Annotated in this window: 17 protein-coding genes; 3 read left to right on the top strand and 14 right to left on the bottom strand. The window is 61.7% G+C overall.

What is annotated here, in order from left to right; translation table 11 throughout:
• The first annotated feature begins 1 nt into the window (after position 1).
• On the top strand, positions 2 to 442 hold the full coding sequence (locus tag HX818_RS22010) for a hypothetical protein (RefSeq protein ID WP_177020735.1): 441 nt from the start codon (positions 2 to 4) through the stop codon (positions 440 to 442).
• Between the two features lie 161 nt (positions 443 to 603).
• On the opposite strand, the gene HX818_RS22005 is transcribed toward HX818_RS22010, so the two are convergent.
• Positions 604 to 1,497: a LysR family transcriptional regulator gene (locus HX818_RS22005; RefSeq protein WP_003209358.1), complete on the bottom strand. Its 894-nt coding sequence runs from the start codon at positions 1,495 to 1,497 to the stop codon at positions 604 to 606.
• 181 nt (positions 1,498 to 1,678) lie between these two features.
• Between HX818_RS22005 and HX818_RS22000 the strand changes: the two genes are divergently transcribed.
• The gene (locus HX818_RS22000) at positions 1,679 to 2,896 is read left to right on the top strand and encodes an MFS transporter (protein ID WP_371315740.1); all 1,218 of its coding nucleotides are present in this window, start codon (positions 1,679 to 1,681) and stop codon (positions 2,894 to 2,896) included.
• Positions 2,897 to 2,949: 53 nt separating this feature from the next.
• Here HX818_RS22000 and hemE read toward each other — a convergent pair whose 3' ends face one another.
• From hemE to pilM, 10 genes are all read right to left on the bottom strand, one after another.
• Positions 2,950 to 4,017: a uroporphyrinogen decarboxylase gene (hemE, locus tag HX818_RS21995; protein WP_087692524.1), complete on the bottom strand. Its 1,068-nt coding sequence runs from the start codon at positions 4,015 to 4,017 to the stop codon at positions 2,950 to 2,952.
• 242 nt (positions 4,018 to 4,259) lie between these two features.
• A complete protein-coding gene (locus HX818_RS21990; protein ID WP_003209353.1) occupies positions 4,260 to 5,678 on the bottom strand; it encodes an FAD-dependent oxidoreductase in 1,419 nt (472 codons plus the stop codon).
• Between the two features lie 32 nt (positions 5,679 to 5,710).
• Positions 5,711 to 10,156 (bottom strand): glutamate synthase large subunit, encoded by a 4,446-nt coding sequence (gene gltB / locus HX818_RS21985; protein ID WP_003209351.1) that lies wholly within the window; start codon positions 10,154 to 10,156, stop codon positions 5,711 to 5,713.
• 350 nt (positions 10,157 to 10,506) lie between these two features.
• Positions 10,507 to 12,066, bottom strand: coding sequence for an SPOR domain-containing protein (locus tag HX818_RS21980; protein WP_003209350.1), 1,560 nt, complete (start codon positions 12,064 to 12,066; stop codon positions 10,507 to 10,509).
• Between the two features lie 10 nt (positions 12,067 to 12,076).
• Positions 12,077 to 13,177, bottom strand: coding sequence for a 3-dehydroquinate synthase (aroB, locus tag HX818_RS21975; RefSeq protein WP_003209346.1), 1,101 nt, complete (start codon positions 13,175 to 13,177; stop codon positions 12,077 to 12,079).
• 147 nt (positions 13,178 to 13,324) lie between these two features.
• Positions 13,325 to 13,843: a shikimate kinase AroK gene (gene aroK / locus HX818_RS21970; protein ID WP_003209345.1), complete on the bottom strand. Its 519-nt coding sequence runs from the start codon at positions 13,841 to 13,843 to the stop codon at positions 13,325 to 13,327.
• 4 nt (positions 13,844 to 13,847) lie between these two features.
• Positions 13,848 to 15,185, bottom strand: a complete 1,338-nt coding sequence (locus HX818_RS21965) for a type IV pilus secretin PilQ (protein ID WP_177020801.1) — start codon at positions 15,183 to 15,185, stop codon at positions 13,848 to 13,850.
• A 69-nt stretch (positions 15,186 to 15,254) separates the two neighbouring features.
• Positions 15,255 to 16,280 carry a pilus assembly protein PilP gene (locus HX818_RS21960; protein ID WP_177020733.1) on the bottom strand — a complete coding sequence of 342 codons (1,026 nt, stop codon included), beginning with the start codon at positions 16,278 to 16,280 and terminating at the stop codon, positions 15,255 to 15,257.
• Positions 16,277 to 16,828, bottom strand: a complete 552-nt coding sequence (locus HX818_RS21955; protein WP_087692529.1) for a PilN domain-containing protein — start codon at positions 16,826 to 16,828, stop codon at positions 16,277 to 16,279. Before HX818_RS21955 ends, HX818_RS21960 begins: the two co-directional genes overlap by 4 nt.
• A complete protein-coding gene (gene pilM / locus HX818_RS21950; protein ID WP_177020732.1) occupies positions 16,828 to 17,481 on the bottom strand; it encodes a type IV pilus biogenesis protein PilM in 654 nt (217 codons plus the stop codon). The genes HX818_RS21955 and pilM overlap by 1 nt, the downstream gene beginning before the upstream one ends.
• 220 nt (positions 17,482 to 17,701) lie before the next feature.
• Between pilM and HX818_RS21945 the strand changes: the two genes are divergently transcribed.
• Positions 17,702 to 20,158, top strand: a complete 2,457-nt coding sequence (locus HX818_RS21945) for a penicillin-binding protein 1A (RefSeq protein WP_371315738.1) — start codon at positions 17,702 to 17,704, stop codon at positions 20,156 to 20,158.
• Positions 20,159 to 20,353: 195 nt separating this feature from the next.
• Here HX818_RS21945 and HX818_RS21940 read toward each other — a convergent pair whose 3' ends face one another.
• From HX818_RS21940 to rpmE, 3 genes are all read right to left on the bottom strand, one after another.
• Positions 20,354 to 21,622 carry a malic enzyme-like NAD(P)-binding protein gene (locus HX818_RS21940; protein ID WP_003209334.1) on the bottom strand — a complete coding sequence of 423 codons (1,269 nt, stop codon included), beginning with the start codon at positions 21,620 to 21,622 and terminating at the stop codon, positions 20,354 to 20,356.
• A gap of 181 nt (positions 21,623 to 21,803) precedes the next feature.
• Positions 21,804 to 22,592 carry a thermonuclease family protein gene (locus tag HX818_RS21935; protein ID WP_177020800.1) on the bottom strand — a complete coding sequence of 263 codons (789 nt, stop codon included), beginning with the start codon at positions 22,590 to 22,592 and terminating at the stop codon, positions 21,804 to 21,806.
• 41 nt (positions 22,593 to 22,633) lie between these two features.
• Positions 22,634 to 22,864 (bottom strand): 50S ribosomal protein L31, encoded by a 231-nt coding sequence (gene rpmE, locus HX818_RS21930; RefSeq protein ID WP_003209330.1) that lies wholly within the window; start codon positions 22,862 to 22,864, stop codon positions 22,634 to 22,636.
• Positions 22,865 to 22,993 lie beyond the last annotated feature (129 nt).

Genomic DNA, 22,993 nt, shown 5'->3' with positions numbered 1-22,993 from the left:
AATGTCTTCCCTGCTACGCGCAACACTGGTCGCTTTGGCCCTGCTCACCACCGCTGGCTGCACCAACAAACCGGTGCTCAACACCCAGCACGACTTGCCGGCGAGCCCGCAGGTCAACGAAGAAAAAATGAAGCAGACCATTATCGCGGCCTTGAACAAACGCCAATGGGTGGTGCAGCGCCTGAGCCCGCAACTGGTGCAGGCCGAGATCAACGTGCGCAACCAGTTCCACGCTGAAATCGACATTCGCTACACCGCCACCAGCTACGCCATCACCTACCGCGACAGCCGCGACCTGGGCTACAAGGACGGCAAGATTCACCGCAACTACAACCGCTGGGTGAGCATGCTGGACCGTGACATCCTGGCGGCGTTGCGCACCAATGGTGTGAGTGACACGGCGCAGTTGCTCCAGCAGACCGGGACGTCGAAGCAGAACTGAAACACCCGCTTCCCTGTGGCGAGGGAGCTTGCTCCCGTTGGGGCGCGAAGCGCCCCTGAAACCTGCGATTGAAGGTTGTCTGGTAAAACTCAGTCGTCGGGTTTTGGGGCTGCTGCGCAGCCCAGCGGGAGAAAGCTCCCTCGCCACAGGTTATACGTCGGTCATACCAATGCCTTACGGGTCAGCAGCTCGACAAACGCCTTGGCCATCGGCGTCTGCTGGCCCTTGCGCTGCACCAGCCACACCGCCGTCACCGCCTCCTGATCCAGCAACGTGCGATACACCACGCCATCAATGCGGATCCGCTGATACGACGCCGGCAACACCGAGACACCCAACCCCGCCGCCACCAGGCCAATGATGGTCATCGCTTCCCCGGCCTCCTGCGCGAAATGCGGGCTGAAGCCGGCATCACGCGCCAGGCTCATCAATTGGGCATACAAGCCACTGCCATAAGTCCGCGGGAAAAACACAAACGGTTCTTCGGCCAATTGCGCTAGGTGCAAACCCCGCTCGCTCCCCTCCACCAGCGGATGCCCGGCGTTCAGCACGGCCACCAAGGGCTCGCGCATCAGTTCCACGACGCTCAGGGAATCGGGCAACGGCAACGGTCGCATCAACCCCACCTGAATCGACTCATCCACCAGCGACTCGGCCACTTCCGTGCTGCTCATCTCCTGCAGATTCAAATGCACCGCCGGGAATGCCTGGCGAAACGCGAAGATCGCCTGTGGGATGCTGGAGTTGAACGGCGCAGAAGAGGTGAAGCCAATCTTCAACTCCCCCAGCTCCCCCAACTGCGCCCGACGCGCCACGTCCGCCGCTTTATCCACCTGCGCCAGCACCAACCGCGCCTCTTGCAGGAACAACCTGCCGGCCTCGCTCAGCTCGACCCGACGATTGGTACGCTCAAACAACCGCGCACCTATCTCCTGCTCCAGCGCCTGGATCTGCTGGCTCAGGGGCGGCTGGGAGATCCCCAGCACCTGCGCGGCGCGGCCAAAATGCAGCTCTTCAGCCACGGCGATGAAGTAACGCAGGTGGCGCAGTTCCATGAAAACCTCATTAGGTCGTAAAAGCTCTTAAACAGGTCGAACAATATATTGGAAAGAATCAATAGGGAGCTATATTCTTTTTTGCATTGCCAGCCCTGGCAGCCTTTCCTCCCCGAGGTCCCGCGTGAAATCTGCTGTCGCTCCGCTTGCTCAAGAAGTACCGCCCACCGCCCTCGATGAAGTGGTGGCACAGCTCAACGAGCAGTACATCGAAAAAGGCACCCCGATGTTCATGCGCACGGTGCTGGCGCTGTTCTCTGGCGGTTTCGCCACTTTCGCCCTGCTCTACTGCGTACAGCCGATGATGCCGGCGCTGTCCCACGAATTTTCCATCAATGCCGCGCAAAGCAGCCTGATTCTCTCGGTGGCCACCGGCATGCTCGCCATTGGCCTGCTGATCACCGGGCCGATTTCCGACACCCTGGGGCGCAAGCCGGTGATGGTTGCCGCGCTGTTCTGCGCCGCACTGTGCACCATCGCCAGCGGCCTGATGCCAAGCTGGGAAGGCATCCTGCTGATGCGCGCACTGGTGGGGCTGTCCCTCAGCGGCCTGGCAGCGGTGGCCATGACCTACCTGAGTGAAGAGATCCACCCGCAACACATCGGCCTGGCCATGGGTTTGTACATCGGCGGTAACGCCATTGGCGGCATGAGCGGCCGCTTGATCATCGGTGTGCTGATCGACTTCGTCAGCTGGCACACGGCGATGCTGATCATCGGCGCCCTGGCGCTGATCGCGGCCACGGTGTTCTGGAAGATCCTCCCCGAATCGCGCAACTTCCGCGCCAGCACCCTGCACCCGCGCAGCCTGGTGGACGGCTTCACCCTGCACTTCAAGGACGCCGGCCTGCCGTGGCTGTTCCTCGAAGCCTTCGTGCTGATGGGCGCCTTTGTGACGATGTTCAACTACATCGGCTACCGCTTGCTGGCGGACCCGTACGATTTGAGCCAGGCCGTGGTAGGCCTGCTGTCGCTGGTCTACCTCTCGGGTATCTACAGCTCGGCGAAAATCGGCTCCCTGGCCGACCGCCTGGGCCGTCGCCGCGTGCTGTGGGGCACCATCGTGCTGATGCTCGGCGGCATCGCCCTGACGCTGTTTACCCCGCTGTGGCTGGTAGTGCCCGGCATGCTGATCTTCACCTTCGGCTTCTTCGGCGCCCACTCGGTGGCCAGCAGCTGGATCGGCCGCCGCGCGCTGAAAGCCAAGGGCCAGGCGTCGTCGCTGTACCTATTCAGTTACTACGTGGGGTCGAGTATTGCGGGGACGGCGGGCGGTTTCTTCTGGCACTACGCCGGGTGGAACGGGATTGGCGGGTTTATCGTCGCGCTGTTGATCGTCGCGTTGCTGGTGGCGTTGAAGCTGGCGAAGCTGCCGCCGTTGCAGGAAGCCAAGGCTTAACCAGCGCTTACAAAAAAGCCCGGCATCTGCCGGGCTTTTTCATTGCCGCGCGATCACTCGTGATACTGCGCCGACAACTCGTGCACCGCCCGCAGGAACGCACCTGCGTGCTCCGGATCAACTTCCGGAGTAATGCCGTGGCCAAGGTTGAACACGTGACCACTGCCTTTGCCGTAGCTGGCGAGGATGCGGCCCACTTCAGTGCGGATGGCTTCTGGCTTGGCGTACAGCACGGTCGGGTCCATGTTGCCTTGCAGCGCAACCTTGTTGCCCACGCGGCGACGGGCTTCGCCGAGGTCGCAGGTCCAGTCCAGGCCCAGCGCGTCGGCACCGGCGTCGGCGATGCTTTCCAGCCACAGGCCGCCGCCCTTGGTGAACATGATCACCGGCACCTTGCGGCCTTCGTGTTCGCGGATCAGGCCGCTGACGATCTTGCGCATGTAGGCCAGGGAGAACTCCTGGTACGCCGCCGCCGACAGGTTGCCACCCCAGGTGTCGAAAATCTGCACCGCCTGGGCGCCGGCCATGATCTGGCCGTTGAGGTAGGAGGTGACCGACTGCGCCAGCTTGTCCAGCAGCAGGTGCATGGCTTGCGGGTTGTCGTAGAGCATGGCCTTGGTCTTGCGGAAGTCTTTCGACGAGCCGCCTTCGACCATGTAGGTGGCCAGGGTCCACGGGCTGCCGGAGAAGCCGATCAGCGGCACGCGGCCGTTCAGCTCGCGGCGGATGGTGCTGACGGCGTCCATGACGTAGCCCAGATCCTTGTGGGGATCGGGGATCGGCAGGGCTTCGATATCGGCCAGGGTGCTGACGACTTTCTTGAAACGCGGGCCTTCGCCGGTTTCGAAGTACAGGCCCTGGCCCATGGCGTCAGGGATGGTCAGGATATCGGAGAACAGGATGGCCGCATCCAGCTGTGGATAGCGGTCCAGCGGTTGCATGGTGACTTCGCAGGCGAACTCCGGGTTCATGCACAGGCTCATGAAGTCGCCGGCGTGGGCGCGACTGGCGCGGTATTCCGGCAGGTAGCGACCGGCCTGACGCATCATCCACACAGGGGTGACGTCCACGGGTTGCTTGAGCAGGGCACGAAGGAAACGGTCGTTCTTGAGGGCAGTCATGTCGGCATCCGCAAAAAAAGTGCGGGCATTTTCTCAGAGCGCGACGCAAAAGGCACGGCAAGAGCCGTGCCTTTTGTCTATCGGGTCAATTTGTCGCGGATATGAAAGCGCCACAAAACAAATGTGGGAGCGGGCTTGCTCGCGAAAGCGGTGGGTCAGCTAACACATCTGGTGACTGATATACCGCATTCGCGAGCAAGCCCGCTCCCACATTTTGATCCCATTTCAATCCGGGATCGGGGTCAGACCTGCAGGTAATCCAGGATCCCTTCGGCGGCGTTGCGGCCTTCGAAGATGGCCGTCACTACCAGGTCAGACCCGCGCACCATGTCGCCACCGGCGAAGATTTTCGGGTTGCTGGTCTGGTGTTTGTACTGGCCTTGTTCCGGGGCTACAACGCGGCCCTGGCTGTCGGTCTGGATTTCGAACTGCTCGAACCAAGGCGCCGGGCTTGGGCGGAAACCGAAGGCGATGACCACGGCGTCTGCCGGGATGATCTCTTCGGAACCCGGGATCGGCTCGGGGCTGCGACGGCCACGGGCATCCGGTTCGCCGAGACGGGTCTCGACCACTTTCACGCCTTCGACACGGTCTTCACCGACGATAGCGATCGGCTGGCGGTTGTAGAGGAATTTCACGCCTTCTTCCTTGGCGTTCTTCACCTCTTTGCGCGAACCCGGCATGTTGGCTTCGTCACGACGGTAGGCACAGGTCACCGACTTGGCGCCCTGGCGAATCGAAGTGCGGTTGCAGTCCATCGCGGTATCACCACCGCCCAGCACCACGACCTTCTTGCCTTTCATGTCGACGAAATCTTCCGGCGACTTTTCAAAGCCCAGGTTGCGGTTGACGTTGGCGATCAGGAAGTCCAGAGCGTCGTACACGCCCGGCAGGTCTTCACCGGCAAAGCCGCCCTTCATGTAGGTGTAGGTGCCCATGCCCATGAACACGGCATCGTATTCTTCAAGCAGTTGTTCCATGGTCACGTCTTTGCCGATTTCGGTATTGAGGCGGAACTCGATACCCATGCCGGTGAAGACTTCGCGACGATGGCTCAGTACGGTTTTTTCCAGCTTGAACTCAGGAATGCCGAAGGTCAGCAGGCCGCCGATTTCCGGGTTCTTGTCGAACACCACCGGGGTCACGCCGCCACGCACCAGCACGTCGGCACAGCCCAGGCCCGCCGGGCCCGCGCCGATGATCGCGACGCGCTTGCCGGTCGGCTTGACCTTGGACATGTCCGGGCGCCAGCCCATGGCGAACGCGGTGTCGGTGATGTACTTCTCCACCGAACCGATGGTCACCGCGCCGAAGCCGTCGTTGAGGGTGCACGCACCCTCGCACAGACGGTCCTGCGGGCACACCCGGCCGCACACTTCCGGCAGGGTGTTGGTCTGGTGCGACAGCTCGGCGGCGGCGAGGATGTTGCCCTCGGCCACCAGCTTCAGCCAGTTCGGAATGAAGTTGTGCACCGGGCACTTCCATTCGCAATACGGGTTACCGCAACCCAGGCAGCGGTGGGCCTGGTCGGCCGAGTGCTGGGGTTTGAAGGGCTCGTAGATTTCCACGAACTCTTTCTTGCGTTGACGCAACAGTTTCTTCTTCGGATCTTTGCGCCCGACATCGATGAACTGGAAGTCGTTATTCAGACGTTCAGCCATGTTAAAACCTCATCAAACTCTTCAGGCGCATATCACTGCGGGTTGGCACGGATGCTGGAAAGCAACGATTTCAGGTTGGCAGCCTTGGGCTTGACCAGCCAGAAACGGCGCAGGTAGTCATCGAGGTTTTCAGCGAGGTTGCGACCCCATTCGCTGTTGGTTTCCTCGACATATTCGTCCAGCACATGCTGCAAGTGGTTGCGATAGGATTCCATCGCTTCGCCGCTGATCCGCTGGATCTCCACCAACTCGTGGTTCACCTTGTCGACGAAGGTGTTGTCCTGGTCGAGCACGTAGGCGAAACCGCCGGTCATGCCCGAACCGAAGTTGTAGCCGGTCTTGCCCAGCACCGCGACAAACCCCCCGGTCATGTACTCGCAGCAGTGATCGCCCGTGCCTTCAACCACGGTGTGGGCACCGGAGTTACGCACTGCGAAACGCTCACCGGCCGTGCCCGCGGCAAACAGCTTGCCGCCGGTTGCGCCGTACAGGCAGGTGTTGCCGATGATGGCACTGTCTTGAGTCTTGTAGACGCTGCCCACTGGCGGGACGATCACCAGCTTGCCGCCGGTCATGCCCTTGCCCACGTAGTCGTTGGCGTCGCCTTCGAGGTACATGTTCAAGCCACCGGCGTTCCATACGCCGAAGCTCTGGCCAGCGGTGCCCTTGAAGCGGAAGGTGATCGGCGCCTTGGCCATGCCCTGGTTGCCGTGCTTGCGCGCGATTTCGCCGGAGATGCGTGCGCCGATGGAACGGTCGCAGTTGCAGATATCCAGGGCGAATTCGCCGCCGCTCGCGTCGTTGATCGACGAAGTGGCCATCTCGACCATCTTCTCGGCCAGCAGGCCCTTGTCGAACGGCGGGTTGCGGTCAACCTGGCAGAACTGTGGCTTGTCGGCCGGGATATGATCGCTGCCCAACAGCGGCGTCAGGTCCAGGTGCTGTTGCTTGGCGGTCTGGCCCTCGAGGATGTCCAGCAGGTCGGTACGGCCGATCAGCTCTTCCAGGGAACGCACGCCCAGCTTGGCCAGCCACTCACGGGTTTCCTCGGCGACGTAGGTGAAGAAATTCACCACCATGTCGACGGTACCGATGTAGTGGTCCTTGCGCAGCTTCTCGTTCTGAGTGGCCACGCCGGTGGCGCAGTTGTTCAGGTGGCAGATGCGCAGGTATTTGCAGCCCAGGGCGATCATTGGCGCGGTGCCGAAGCCGAAGCTTTCGGCGCCGAGGATTGCGGCCTTGATCACGTCGAGGCCGGTTTTCAGGCCACCGTCGGTCTGCACCCGGACCTTGCCGCGCAGGTCGTTGCCGCGCAGGGTCTGGTGGGTTTCAGCCAGGCCCAGTTCCCACGGTGCGCCGGCGTACTTGATGGAGGTCAGCGGCGAAGCGCCGGTGCCGCCGTCGTAGCCGGAGATGGTGATCAGGTCGGCATAGGCCTTGGCCACACCGGCGGCGATGGTGCCCACGCCGGCTTCCGCTACCAGTTTCACCGAGACCAGGGCCTGCGGGTTGACTTGTTTCAGGTCGAAAATCAGCTGCGACAAATCCTCGATCGAGTAGATGTCGTGGTGCGGCGGCGGCGAAATCAATGTCACGCCCGGCACTGCATAACGCAGCTTGGCGATCAGGCCATTGACCTTGCCGCCTGGCAGTTGCCCGCCTTCGCCCGGCTTGGCGCCCTGGGCAACCTTGATCTGCAGCACTTCGGCGTTGACCAGGTATTCCGGGGTTACACCAAAACGGCCAGTGGCGACCTGCTTGATTTTCGAGCTCTTGATGGTGCCGTAGCGCGCCGGGTCTTCACCGCCTTCGCCGGAGTTGGAACGCGCGCCCAGGCGGTTCATGGCTTCGGCCAGGGCTTCGTGAGCCTCAGGCGACAAGGCGCCCAGGGAAATACCGGCGGAGTCGAAACGCTTGAGGATCGATTCCAGTGGCTCGATCTCGCTGATGGCCAGCGGCGTGTCCAGGGTTTTCACCTTGAACAAATCGCGGATCATCGACACCGGGCGGTTATCCACCAGCGCGGTGTATTCCTTGAACTTGGCGTAGTCGCCTTGCTGCACGGCGGCTTGCAGGGTGTTGACCACGTCCGGGTTATAGGCGTGGTATTCGCCACCGTGCACGAACTTCAGCAGGCCGCCTTGCTGGATCGGCTTGCGCGCGCTCCAGGCTTCGGCGGCCAGGGCTTTCTGCTCGGCTTCGATGTCGACGAAACGCGCACCCTTGATGCGGCTCGGCACGCCACGGAAGCTCATCTCGCAAACTTCTTCCGACAGGCCGATGGCTTCGAACAATTGCGCGCCGCGGTAGGACGTGACGGTGGAGATGCCCATCTTCGACAGGATCTTCAGCAGGCCCTTGGTGATGCCCTTACGGTAGTTCTTGAACACCTCGTAGAGGTCGCCCAGGACTTCGCCGGTACGGATCAGGTCGCCGAGTACTTCGTAAGCCAGGAACGGATACACCGCCGAGGCGCCGAAGCCGATCAACACCGCAAAGTGATGCGGGTCGCGGGCGGTGGCGGTTTCAACCAGGATGTTGGAATCGCAACGCAGGCCCTTTTCGGTCAGGCGGTGGTGTACCGCGCCGGTGGCCAGGGAAGCGTGGATCGGCAGCTTGCCCGGGGCGATATGGCGGTCGGTCAGCACGATCTGGGTACGGCCGGCACGCACGGCTTCTTCAGCCTGATCGGCGACATTGCGCACCGCGGCTTCAAGGCCGAGGCTCTCGTCGTAGTTCAGGTCGATGATCTGCCGGTCGAAGCCCGGGCGGTCCAGGGTCATCAACGAGCGCCACTTGGCCGGAGAAATCACCGGCGAGCTGAGGATCACGCGGGAAGCGTGCTCAGGCGATTCCTGGAAGATGTTGCGCTCGGCACCGAGGCACACTTCCAGGGACATCACGATGGCTTCGCGCAGCGGGTCGATCGGCGGGTTGGTCACCTGGGCGAACTGCTGGCGGAAATAGTCGTACGGCGTGCGCACGCGCTGGGACAGCACGGCCATTGGCGTGTCATCGCCCATGGAGCCGACGGCTTCGTAGCCCTGCTCGCCCAGTGGGCGCAGCACCTGGTCACGTTCTTCGAAGGTGACCTGGTACATCTTCATGTACTGCTTGAGCTGGTCGACGTCGTAGAAGGCAGAACCGTGGTCGTTGTCTTCCATGGTTGCCTGGATGCGCAGGGCATTCTTGCGCAGCCATTGCTTGTACGGATGACGGGACTTCAAGCGGTTGTCGATGGCATCGGTGTCGAGAATCTGACCGGTCTCGGTGTCCACGGCGAGGATCTGGCCCGGGCCAACACGGCCCTTGGCGATCACGTCTTCCGGCTTGTAGTTCCACACGCCGATTTCCGAGGCCAGGGTGATGAAGCCGTTGGTGGTGGTCACCCAGCGCGCCGGGCGCAGGCCGTTACGGTCGAGCAGGCACACGGCGTAGCGACCGTCGGTCATTACCACGCCGGCCGGGCCGTCCCACGGTTCCATGTGCATCGAGTTGTACTCATAGAACGCCCGCAGGTCGGGGTCCATGGTCTCGACGTTCTGCCACGCTGGCGGAATGATCATGCGCACGCCACGGAACAGGTCGATGCCGCCGGTGACCATCAGTTCGAGCATGTTGTCCATGCTGGAGGAGTCGGAACCCACGCGGTTGACCAGCGGGCCGAGCTCTTCCAGGTCCATCAGGTCGTTGGCGAACTTGGTGCGACGGGCCACGGCCCAGTTGCGGTTGCCGGTGATGGTGTTGATCTCGCCGTTGTGGGCGAGGAAGCGGAATGGCTGGGCCAGCGGCCATTTCGGCAGGGTATTGGTGGAGAAGCGCTGGTGGAACACGCAGATTGCGGTTTGCAGGCGCTCATCGCTCAGGTCTGGATAGAAGGCGGTCAAGTCCGCCGGCATCATCAGGCCTTTATAAATGATGGTCTTGTGGGAAAAGCTGCAGATGTAGTGGTCGGTGTCGGCGGCATTGGCCACGGACGAGCGACGACGAGAGGTGAACAGCTTGATCGCCATGTCCTGGTCGCTCAGGCCGTCGCCTGCGATGAACACTTGTTCGATCTGCGGCAGGCGCTCCAGGGCCAGGCGGCCCAGTACGCTGGTGTCGATCGGCACTTTGCGCCAGCCGACGAGCTGCAGGCCAGCGGCCAGGATCTCGCGGTTCATGTTCTCGCGAGCAGCTTCGGCTTTTACCGGGTCCTGGTTGAAGAACACCATGCCCACAGCGTACTGCTTGGGCAAATCGGCGCCGAAATGTTCCTTGGCGACTGCGCGCAGGAACTGGTCGGGCTTTTGAATCAGCAAGCCGCAACCGTCACCGGTCTTGCCGTCGGCGTTGATCCCACCGCGGTGGGTCATGCAGGTCAGGGCCTCGATGGCCGTTTGCAAAAGGGTATGACTGGGCTCGCCCTGCATGTGGGCTATCAGGCCGAAACCGCAGTTATCCTTGAATTCATCGGGTTGGTACAGACCTGCTTTCATAGACACTTTCTCACCAGGCTGCCTCTTATTTCGAGGCAAATTTCTTTTCAATTCAACCGGTTACCTTCCACGCCGAACGTACGCCGGCTTAGCGGGGGCAAAAGGGAGGTCATTGTACACACCGACACAGACGCTCACAAATTTAGCGACGAAATGTCGCAAATCTATGTCGCATTTATGAAAGGTTTAAAGCGATATGCTGTGCTAGTCAAAACTTTTTTAATTTTGACCGCTACGACTCAAAAGCCACTGTGACGCAGACACCACAAAGCGCGCGGCCTTCAGGGCTGCACGCTGTGTTGTTTTTTTTGAGGTGCCGAGAGGGCGGCCTGGGTAAGGCCGCCGGATCTTCAGCGAGTTGTTGCCAGTTCTTGTTGAACGCTGGCGACAGTGCGAGGCCAAGGTTTACCAGCCTGAACCTTCGCTGGCAAGGCCTTGATAGCGGATTCCGCTGCTGTACGGCTGGAGAAGTTGCCGTAAGTGATCACGTAGAGAGGCTTGCCGTTGAGCACTTTCTTGAAATAACGGTACTCGCCGCCCTGCTCTTTCACGAACGCCTGGGCGTTGGCTTCGGAGCTGGTGCCGAGGATCTGCACCACGAAGTTACCGGTAGGCTGGCTGGCATACCAGCTGCTGCCGGCAGCGCCAGTCGCGGCCTTGGCCACGACGGCCGGTTTTTCGGCAGGCTTGGCGGCTGGAGCCGGTTTGGCCGCAGGCGCCGGGGCGACCGGCTTGGCAACAGGCGCAGGCTTGGCGGTGGCGACCTGGGCTGGCGCTGGCGTCGGCTTGGCCGCTGGCTGACCGGCTGGCACGCCCGCAGGTGGCGCGGTGGTGGTCACGGTCGGCGGCGTGGCGCTGGAGCCTTCCACGGGCACCCCATCGTCGCCTTCGGAGATGCCGCCAGCTTCTTCGGCGAGCGGGCCGCGCATCACTGGCTGGCCGACCATCGGCAGGTTGGTGGGTTGGCCGGAGTTGGCAAACTCAACGTTCGGCGTTGGCTTGCCCAGTGGCAACTGCGCCTGTTCGGTTGGCGCGCCAGCGGTGGTCGGTGCCTTGTTGCGACCTGGAATCAACCAGGCGGCGGCGACGGCAACCACGACAACGGCAGAAATTGCCAATACGTGCTTCTTCGGCATAGTAAACCCCATCTTTGGACGCTTTACCGCTGAGCGGCTGGCAATCATGGCTTCGATCATGGCATCCCGGGCAACCTGGTTGATGGTGCCAGGCCAGCCGTCGGAGCTTTCGTGAATATCAGAGATCTGCGAAGCGGAGAAAAGTTCGATGCCCTGCCCCGCGCCTTCCAGCCGCTGGGCCAGGTATTCGCGGGTTTCTTCTTCTTCGTAAGGCTGCAGTTCGATGACGTGGAACAGCTCCTGCTCACCGCTGATCTGTTCAAGTTCGGCGATCAGCGAAGACTCGCCAAACAGGAACACATGCGGGCGCCCTTCAGGCGTACCGGCCGCCAGGGCCAGCAACGCTTCCAGGGCAGATTCGTCGAGCTGCTCGGCGTCATCCACCAGCAGGTAGACTTCCTGGCCGGTCAGGCCCAGTTGCACCACTTGCTTGAGGATCGCATTCGGCTCGGCAGTGGACACGTCGAGGGCCTGGGCCACTTGACGCAACACGCCTGCCGCATCACCGGCACCACGGGCGGAAACCACCACGCTCTGTACCGATTGCTTGTTGGTGCTGGCCACCAGTGCCTGGCGCAGCAAGGTCTTGCCGCTGCCCAATGGGCCGGTGACCACCAGCAGCAACTGGCTGTAGCGCGCCAGGTGGTGCAGTTGTCCCAGCACCGGCTTGCGTTGCGCAGGGAAAAACTTGAAACCAGGCACCCGAGGAGCAAAAGGGTCGTGGCTTAACTGGTAATGGCCGAGGAACGCCTCGTCGGCATGCAAACTAGTCATCGGGATCTTATTAACCTTTAAGCTGGGCCAGGGCGCGGTAATCCGCTCCCAGCGTGGCCTGTAAAATCTCTTTCGGATAATCGTCGGTCACTACCGCTTCGCCCATTCGGCGCAACAGCACCAGTCGCAGTCGACCGTCGATCACTTTCTTGTCTATTGCCATATGTTCGAGAAAATCTGCCTCGGTCATCTCCTCGGGAGGAATGACCGGCAACCCGGCGCGCTGGAACAGGCGGATCCCGCGATCACGCTCCTGGGCGCTGATCCAGCCCAGGCGTTGCGACATCTCCAATGCCATCACTGTGCCAGCCGCTACGGCCTCTCCATGCAACCACACACCATAGCCCATGTGGGTCTCGATCGCATGGCCGAAGGTGTGGCCGAGGTTCAAGGTGGCGCGCACGCCGGACTCACGTTCGTCGGCATTCACCACCAGCGCCTTGGCGGCGCAGGAGCGGGAAATCGCTTCGGTGAGTGCCACCTGGTCGAGGGCGCGCAGGGCGTCGACGTGTTCTTCCAGCCAGGTCAGGAACGGCTCGTCGCAGATCAGCCCGTACTTGATGACTTCCGCCAGGCCCGCCGACAGCTCGCGGGGTGGCAGGGTATTGAGGGTGGCAGTGTCGATCAGCACCACATTCGGCTGATAGAACGCGCCGACCATGTTCTTGCCCAGCGGGTGGTTGATGCCGGTCTTGCCGCCCACCGACGAATCGACCTGGGACAGCAAGGTGGTCGGTACCTGGATAAAGTCCACGCCGCGCTGATAGCAGGCGGCTGCAAAGCCGGCCATGTCGCCGATCACACCGCCACCCAGGGCCACCACAGTGGTGCGCCGGTCATGACGGGCTGTCAGCAGGCCATCAAAGATCAGTTGCAGGGTTTCCCAGGTCTTGAAGGCCTCGCCGTCCGGCAGCACCACCGAGATCACCGAGTACGCCGCCAGGCTGCGGCTCAGACGCTCAAGATACAGCGGCGCGACCGTTTCATTGGAGATGATCGCCACTTGCCGCCCGGCAATATGCGGTGCGAGCAACTCGGGCTGGTCCAACAAACCTTCGCCAATATGGATCGGGTAGCTGCGCTCGCCAAGATCGACCTTAAGTGTCTGCATGTGTCCCCGCGTTGAAGATGAAAGCAGGCGTCCTGCCCTACATTAACGTTGTCGGCAACGTCGGGATCTGACGCTGCCTGATGGCTCTACGCCACAACTCGGACGGTCATGACGCGCCGCCGAGGATAGCGCATTTCGGCCCTGGCTTTAACGGGGTGGCAACTGTGCCAGGCGCTCGAGAATGTCGAGAACCACCATTCGTGGCGGCCGCTCATCGGTTTCCACCACCAGATCGGCGATTTCCCGATAAAGCGGGTCGCGCAGCGTCAGCAGGTCCCGCAGGGTTTTTGCCGGGTCGGCGGTGCGCAGCAATGGGCGATTGCGGTCGCGAGCGGTGCGGCCCACCTGCTGCTCGACAGACGCGTGCAGATAAACCACGCGACCGCCGGCGTGCAGCGCCCGGCGGTTCTCGTCGCGCATCACTGCGCCACCGCCGGTGGCCAATACCACGCCATCGCAGCCGCACAGTTCGGCAATCATCGCCTGCTCGCGGTCGCGAAAGCCCAGTTCGCCTTCCTTATCGAAGATCCACGGGATATTGGCGCCCGTGCGCAATTCAATTTCCTTATCGGAGTCTTTGAATGGCAGGCGCAGCTCTTTGGCCAGCAAACGGCCGATGGTGCTTTTTCCAGCCCCCATCGGTCCTACAAGAATCAAATTTCGCACAGAATCAACGACTCACAGCAATCGCCTGGTTATTCATAATACGCGGAGTCAGGAATACCAGCAGCTCGGATTTTTTCTCCGAAACCACATCCCGCCGGAAAAGGCGGCCAAGATACGGCACATCGCCCAAAAATGGCACTTTATCTACCACTTTGCTTTGAGTATTGGAGAAAACCCCGCCGATCACGATGGTCTCCCCGTCCTTGACCAGCACCTTGGCATTGACCTCGTTTTTCTTGATCGGCGGCACATCGTTGAGCCTGTTCAGGTAGTCGGGCTCGTCCTTGGTGACCTTGACCTCCATGATCACCCAGCCGTCCGGGGTGATTTGCGGGGTCACTTCCAATGACAAGGAGGCCTCCTTGAACGACACCGAGGTCGCGCCGGTGGAGCTGGACTCCTGATAGGGAATCTCGGTGCCCTTGAGGATTCGCGCGGTTTCCTTGTCGGAGGTGACGACCTTGGGCTGCGAAACGATTTCACCATTGCCGGTTTTTTCCATGGCGGTCAGTTCCAGGTCCAGCAGCAGGTTGTCGGTGATAAACGCGACACCCAGGCCGGCGCTGCCGTTGACCGCCCCCAGGTCCACAAACGGCGAGCTGGGCGGGATTTCAGGCGGCTCGGTGCCTTCGGCCAGCGGTTTCCTGATCCCGCCAGCGCTCCAGTTACCCCGATTCAGTTGCCCGCCCCAGCGCACGCCAAGGCTTTTGTCGTAATCCACATTGGCCTCGACGATCCGCGCCTCGATCATCACCTGCCTTACCGGAATATCCAGTTGCGCCACAATCGTGCGCAGCTCCTCCAGCCGCTCCCGGGTCTGGTAGGCGATGATGTTGTTGGTGCGGTCATCCACCGCCACCGAGCCGCGCTCATCGGTGGCGCCTTCCAGGCCCACGGCCGACTGGAAGAGCTTGGCCAGGTCCGACGCCTTGGCGTAATTGACTTGCAGCAACTCGCGGCGCAGCGGTGCCAAGTCAGTCATTTGCTTGCGCGACTCCATCGCCAGCAACTCGCGGGCGGCCAACTCCTCGGCCGGCGCGACCAGCAGCACATTGGCCGTCACACGCTTGTCCAGCCCCTTGGTTTGCAGCACCAGGTCCAGGGCCTGGTCCCAGGGCACGTCCTTGAGGCGCAGGGTGATCGAACCCTGCACGTCGTCGCTGGTCACCAGATTGAGGCCGGCAACGTCAGCAATCTGCTGCAGCACCGCGCGCAACTCGATGTTCTGGAAGTTGAGGGACAGCTTGTCCCCGGTGAATGCCACGCGTCCGGTACTCAGGGGCGCATTGCCAGGTGGCGGCAGGTGAATCAAGTCGATTCGATTGGGCACAGCCATGACCATCGGTGCCGTGAACGCTATCCATAGCGCCACACCGAAGGACGAAAAAGTCCTTTTCATTGTTTGTTTCCGTTATGAGTTAGCGTTCAGTGCAAGGGTTTGCGAGCGTTCCAGCCACGCGCCCTGGCCATCCGGGAAAAGCTCGGCCAGTTCGACATGGGAGTCATGAATCGCCGTGATGCGCCCGTGATCCGGGCCCAGGTAATCGCCGATTGCCAGGCGATGGACAGACGACGCTCCGCGCAGCAGGGCGAAGGTTTGGGCCCCCAGGGACAGGGTCCCGACCATTTCGAACTGCTCCACGGCGAAGCCTTCGAGGATTCCGCGAGGCCTGGCGAGATCAGGTCCGGCAGCCGGTCGCCCGGCGGGTCGAACCAGTTGGCGAGAGGGCGGCTGGAAAGGGTCGCGCAAGGCTGCAAAATCGTACGCCACTTGCTGCGGCCCGGGCTCGGCGACAGCCTGTGCCGGCGGGTGCAAATCAACCTCCAGGTCATCGCCCGCCTGGCGGTTGTGACGATAGGTCCTGGCTACCAGACTGAGATGCAACTCCGAGGGATCGACAGGACTGAATGCCAAGTCATGCACCGTGACAATTCCCGGCAAGCTGGCCATTCCGTTGATGAACGCCGCCAGGTCGTGAAAAGTCCCGGTGACGCCAATCTGCATGGGCGATTCGATGTACAGGGCACGAGGCTGGTCATCCCGAAGTTCGATGGCCTCCAGCACCAAGCCATTGGCGGCACTCAGGCGGCCAATATCTTCAAGCAGGCCGGGTACCTGGGTGTCGGCAGGCAGCCGCCGTAACAGGTTGGCGAAATGGCCTCGCATTGTTTCGAGTTCGCGGACCAGGGACTCCAGGCCGGCAGCCTGGATGGTTTTCAGCGCGACCTGCTGTTCAAGCGCCACTTCCTGCGACTCAAGCTGGCGCAGTTGCTCCCGCGCCCCACTCAAGTAGAAGGTATTGCCCACCGCCCACAGCAGGCAAACCACCGCGCCAGCCAGCAACGCCTTGCCCGGCAAGGGCCAGTTGGCGGCGTTCTGGCAGAGCTGGGTTATATCGGATTCCGTCAGCCCTGGCAGGCCTGACGCCCCTCTCATTGGCGCACCTCATCCGAGTGACCATGGCGAACCGTCAACTGGAAGCCATTGTCGTCGCCCTCCTGCGCGCCGCGAACCCGTTGAAGCCGGGGCGCTTCCAAGTCTTCGGCAGCTTCGAGGCCACGCATGAACTGAGCAATGTCCCGGTTCGATCCGGCCGTGCCGCTGATGGAAACAGAACCGCCGTCGACGCTCACTTCACGCAACTGCACCCCGTCCGGCACGGCACGGGCCAACTGGTCCAGCAACTGAGCACCCGCCGCACGATCGTCCTGCAAACCCTGCACAACTTTCATCCGTTCCATCAACTGCTGGCGCTGCTCATGCAGTTCGTCGATGGCCTTGATCCGCGAGTCGAGCCCGGTGACACCCTGGCTCAACTGGTTATTGCGAGCCAACTGCCGATCGATTGCACGGTCGATCACCTGGTCTGCCAGCCAAACCGCAGCCAGCGCCACCGCTGCAGCCCCTGCCAAAAACACCAGAAAATATTTGCGCCGCCGCTCATTCCGTTCTGCGCGCCACGGCAACAGGTTGATTCGTGTCATCAGTCGAAACTCCTCAGGGCCAGCCCGCAGGCCACTCCCATTCCCTGGGCATCCACGGCCCATTGCGCGCCATCGACACGACGGCCTGGCGTGATGCTGTCCGAAGCCTGCCTGCCCGCGCGAGCCAATGCAAATGCTTCGACATCCACTATCCGCGTCGCCAGCCCCGCAAGGGCCAAAACCGCCTCACGGGCCTCCACCTGTTCCTTGAGGCAGGCAACCAGCAGCACATCGACGCTTTGCGGGTCATGGGCCGACGGGCCCTGCACCTGGAAGTCGATAGCCACATCCTCCAGCGGATAAGGAATGTACTGGTCTGCTTCCCCATGGATTCGACGCACCATTTCAGCATCCGTCAGCCCCGTGTCCATCTCCAGCACGCGGGTAATCACCGAGGGCCCTGCCACGGCCACGGCGGCATGCCTGAGTGATGTATGCGCCTGTACCAGCGCCCGGGAAAGTGCCTGCGCGACGGCATCGAAATCAACCACGCTGCTGTCGACCACCGCATGGGCCGGCAAGTGCTGCATGGCGTAGCCGCGCACGCTGTAGCCAGTGCCTGAAGCCTCCAGCTCCACCAGCCTGACGCCGGTGTCATTGATGTCGACACCCAGGACGGCATCGGCTTTTCGCCTGAAAAATCCCTTTCTCATAAAACTCCCCAAAACTTTCCCTGTCTTACGGACTGATTGCTGCCAGGCTTCCTGCATTCGGTCGGCTTGTGTGAGCGGCACGAATGACGCCCGAAGCCGAAAAATGCTTTAATGCCCAGCGTTTTTTCCCGCGTTTATCTGCTGGCCGGGTCGATCCACCACTTGCCGTGCATGTCCCGACGCCTAACCCATTCTTTTCCTTGGAAATCCAAAAGCCTTGATTCGTCTGCTGAAGTTTTTCGGGTACTCCATTGTCGCGATCGTCTGCGGGCTGATGCTCGTGCTCAGCGGGGCCTATCTCTACCTTAGTCCGGGTTTGCCCTCCGTAGAGGCCCTGAGAAGTATCCAGTTGCAGATTCCTTTGCGGGTCTACAGCAGCGATGAAAAACTGATCGCGGAGTTCGGCGAAATGCGCCGCACACCGATCCGTTTCGCCGACATTCCACCCAATTTCATCAACGCCCTGCTGTCGGCTGAAGACGATAACTTCGCCAATCACTATGGCGTCGACCCAAGCAGCCTGGTGCGGGCGGCCACGCAGTTGGTAAAAAGCGGACACATTCAATCCGGTGGCAGCACCATCACCATGCAGGTGGCGAAGAACTTCTTCCTCACCAGCGAACGCAGCTTTTCCCGCAAAGCCACGGAAATCCTCCTGGCGTTGCAGATCGAACGTCAGCTGACCAAGGACGAGATCCTTGAGCTGTACGTCAACAAGATCTATCTGGGCAACCGCGCCTACGGCATTGAGGCGGCTTCACAAGTTTACTACGGCAAGTCGATTCGTGACGCCAGCCTGGCGCAGATGGCGATGATTGCCGGCCTGCCCAAGGCGCCTTCACGCTTTAACCCGCTGGCCAACCCGGCGCGCAGCAAAGAGCGCCGCGACTGGATCCTGGGCCGCATGTACAAGCTGGGCAAGATCGACCAGGCCGCGTACGAAAGTGCGGTGGCCGAGCCGCTGAACGCCAGCTATCACGTGCCAACCCCGGAAGTGAATGCCCCGTATATCGCCGAAATGGCCCGTGCCGAGATGGTCGGCCGCTATGGCAGCGAGGCGTACACCGAAGGTTTCCGCGTGACCACGACGATTCCGAGCAACCTGCAGGAAATCGCCAACAAGTCGGTACACGATGGCCTGGTCGCCTATGACCAGCGCCATGGCTACCGCGGCCCTGAATCGCGCCTGCCGGGCAAGACCCTGAGCGCCTGGACCGTCGAGCTGGGCAAACAGCGCCCGATCAGCGGCCTTGAACCCGCCATCGTCACCCAGGTGAAGAAAGATGGCGTGCAGGTACTGACGCGCACCGGCGAAGAGCATGTGTCGTGGGACAGCATGAAATGGGCCCGCCCTTTCCTGAACACCAACAGCATGGGCCCGATGCCCAAGCAGCCGTCGGACGTGGCCCAGGTCGGTGACCTGGTTCGCGTGCAGCGCCAGAAGGACGACAGCCTGAAATTCAGCCAGGTGCCCGTGGCACAGGGCGCGCTGGTGTCGCTTGACCCGCAGAACGGTGCAATCCGTGCCCTGGTCGGCGGCTTTGCCTTCGAGCAGAGCAACTACAACCGCGCCACCCAGGCCAAGCGCCAGCCGGGTTCCAGCTTCAAGCCGTTCATCTACAGCGCTGCACTGGATAACGGCTACACCGCCGCCAGCCTGGTCAACGATGCACCGATCGTGTTCGTCGACGAGTACCTGGACAAGGTCTGGCGCCCGAAGAACGACACCAACACCTTCCTCGGCCCGATCCGCGTCCGCGAGGCGCTGTACAAGTCGCGTAACCTGGTGTCGATCCGCCTGCTGCAGGCGATGGGCGTAGGCAAGACCATCGACTACATCACCCGCTTCGGCTTCAACAAGTCGGACCTGCCGCCCAACCTGTCCCTGGCACTGGGTACCGCCACGCTGACGCCGATGGAAATCGCCACCGGCTGGAGCACCTTTGCCAACGGTGGCTACAAGATCACCCCGTACCTGATCGACAAGATCGAAAGCCGTAGCGGCGAAACCCTGTTCACCGCCAACCCGCCACGGGTACCGGGCGACGTGGTCAATGGCGTCGCGGCCACTGACGGCCAGGCAGCACCGGCCAACGGCGGCATCACCATCGAGCCAACGCCAGGCGAAGCCCCCGCAGCCGGCGCCCCCGCCGCACCACAAGCGCCGGCGGTAGCCGAACGCGTTGTGGATGGCCGTACCACCTACATCCTCAACAGCATCCTGGAAGACGTGATCAAGAAAGGTACGGGGCGTCGCGCCCTGGCCCTGGGCCGTGCCGATATCGCCGGCAAGACCGGTACCACCAACGATTCCAAGGATGCCTGGTTCTCAGGCTACAACGCCGACTACGTGACCACCGTATGGACCGGTTACGACCAGCCGGAAAGCCTCGGTCGCCGGGAGTTCGGCGGCACCGTCGCGCTGCCGATCTGGATGAGCTACATGGCCGCCGCGCTGAAGGATATGCCGCTGCATACCCAGCCGGAACCGGAAGGCATCCTGAGCCTGCGGATCGACCCGGTCAGCGGCCGTGCAGCAGCGCCGAGCACGCCGAATGCGTACTTCGAGCTGTTCAAGAGCGAGGACACGCCGCCGTCGGTCAACGAGCTGGGCAATGGTGTTGCACCGGGCAGCCCGCTGCCGGCGGACGAGGCGGCGCCGATCGACTTGTTCTAACACGCAGTTCCAATGTGGGAGCGGGCTTGCTCGCGAAAGCGGAGTATCAGGCTCAGATGGGCCGACTGACACACCGTCTTCGCGAGCAAGCCCGCTCCCACAGTTGGATCACCGCCAGGCTCGAGCCAATTGCCAGCCACAAAAAAAGCCCCGACTCGCAAGAGCCGGGGCTTTTTGGTGGTGCGCTACAACGGCTTAGCCGTTGAACACATCATCCACGCTTTGCAGCGGGTAGTTCTTCGGATACGGCAGGGTGGCCACACCCGTCTCGATTGCGGCTTTGGCCACGGCATCGGAGATCAGGGTGATCAGGCGCTTGTCCATTGGTTTCGGGATGATGTACTCACGACCGAATTCCAGCTTGATGCCGCCGTAGGCGTCGCACACTTCCTGAGGAACCGGCAGCTTGGCCAGTTCGCGCAGGGCGTTGGCGGCCGCGACTTTCATCTCTTCGTTGATGCGCTTGGCGCGAACGTCCAGGGCACCACGGAAGATGAACGGGAAGCCCAGTACGTTGTTGACCTGGTTCGGGTAGTCCGAACGGCCGGTGGCCATGATCACGTCGCTACGGGTGGCGTGGGCCAGTTCCGGGGAGATTTCCGGATCCGGGTTGGAGCACGCGAACACGATCGGGTTGGCCGCCATGGACTTGAGGCCTTCGGCGCTCAGCAGGTTCGGGCCGGACAGGCCAACGAACACGTCTGCACCGTCCAGGGCGTCAGCCAGGGTACGCTTGGAGGACGGATGCGCGAACATCGCCTTGTACTGGTTCAGGTCGGTACGCTCGGACTGCACAACGCCCTTGCTGTCGACCATGTAGATGTTTTCCAGCTTGGCGCCCATGCTCACCAGCAACTTCATGCAGGAGATGGCCGCGGCGCCGGCGCCCAGGCAAACGATCTTGGCTTCGCCAAGGGTTTTGCCGGCGATTTCCAGGGCATTGATCATGCCGGCCGCGGTAACGATCGCGGTGCCGTGCTGGTCATCGTGGAATACCGGGATGTCGCACTGTTCGATCAGGGCCTTTTCGATCTCGAAGCACTCAGGTGCCTTGATGTCTTCCAGGTTGATGCCACCGAAGGTGATGGAGATGCGCTTTACGGTGTCGATGAAAGCCTGCGGGCTCTCGGAATCGACTTCGATATCGAATACGTCAATGCCGGCGAAGCGCTTGAACAGCACGCCTTTACCTTCCATGACTGGCTTGGAAGCCAATGGGCCGAGGTTACCCAGGCCGAGGATCGCGGTGCCATCAGAGATCACTGCAACCAGGTTGCCTTTGCCGGTGTACTTGTAGGCCAGTTCAGGATCGCGGGCGATTTCACGTACGGGCTCGGCAACGCCAGGGCTGTAGGCCAGCGACAGGTCGCGGGCGGTGGCAGTGGCTTTGGTGAGCTCTACACTCAGCTTTCCTGGACGAGGATGGGCATGATATTCGAGAGCGGCAGTTTTCAAATCAGACATATCGGCATTCCGCTTTTACTGTTGGTCGACGGACCGCCGAGGATACGCGTGTCGCAAAGTCCCCACAAGACTGGGCAGTCACAGGTGTCAAGGGCCCTGCCCTACGACTTTTGGCCAAGAGCCACGGGATACAAGGGCTCAACTGTTCACAATCGACCTGAAAAATGTCTACAATTTTTTCTTACGGCGCCTGCTCGAGCATGCCGGGATCGGTCAGTGGCAACAGCCAGCGTGCCTGGCCCTTTTCCAGGCCGCCGCGTCGGGAGCGGTCCAGCACCCAGCCGCGGGCTTCGATGGACTGGCCCTGCAAACCCTTCAACAGTGCACTGTCGAATCGGCCCACCAGATTGGGTGCAATGCGCAGTACCAGTGAGCCCTGCAACTCAATCCAGACTCCGCCGCGATTGCGTTCGATTTTGTTCACCTGACCGCTGACCACCGCAAAGCCCGAGCGCCGGATCTTCGCCGCATCGACCACCGGTGACCGGCGCCACACCCCCAGCCGGGCCTGCCGGGCGCTGCGTTCGGCGGCTTGCTGGCAGGCCACCCGTTCCACATTCGGCGCGACCGCCACCTGGAAGCCAAGGCCTTCGGCGAGCAACTGCGCTTCCAGATTTGCTCCATTGGCACCGTAGAGATGGGCCAGGGTGCGGCCGTAACGGTCCTTGCTCTCCCGTCCGGGCACCACGCCAACGCGCCCACCGCTCGCGTCCACCAGACTTTGCAGGCGCTCGCGAGCAGCCACGGCGAAGGGCTCGTCAGTGCGCCCCTGCTTGCCGGTTTCCGGGGCATTGACGCCGATCATGCGTATGCTGCGGCCATCCTTGAGGCGCACGGTGTCGCCATCCACTACCCGCTGCACGTCGAAGGTCGCGACATCGCCGGGCGCCGGGCAGAACACCTCGGCCTGGGCGGGCGCCAGCCAAATCGCAGACACAAAAAAGGCGCCCACAAGGGACGCCTTTTTCATCAGCGAGGACAAGCCATACAGGCCATCCAAGCGGACCAGCCTTACTCGGCTTTAGGAGCAGCTTTAGCGCCGAAAGCACCGAAGCGGGTCTTGAAGCGGTCAACACGGCCGCCAACATCCAGAGTCTTCTGCTTACCGGTGTAGAACGGGTGGCACTCGTTGCACACGTCGATTGGCAGAGCTTTGCCGAAAGTCGAACGGGTTTCGAACTTGTTACCGCAGCTGCAGGTAACGTCGATGGCAACATAGTTTGGATGGATATCGGCTTTCATGGTGTATTCCTCAGGCTAGCGTGCCGCCAATCAACACTATTGTTGAATACCGCACGTAATTAGGCCGCGGATTCTACCAGACCTTTTTAAACGCGCAAGAAGCACAACGGCCCCTTTCATCAGAAAAGC

Source organism: Pseudomonas sp. F9001, assembly GCF_013385435.1.
Lineage (GTDB): Bacteria > Pseudomonadota > Gammaproteobacteria > Pseudomonadales > Pseudomonadaceae > Aquipseudomonas.
Note: the sequence above shows the minus strand (reverse complement) of the source record. Positions and strands in the feature narration are given on the sequence as shown.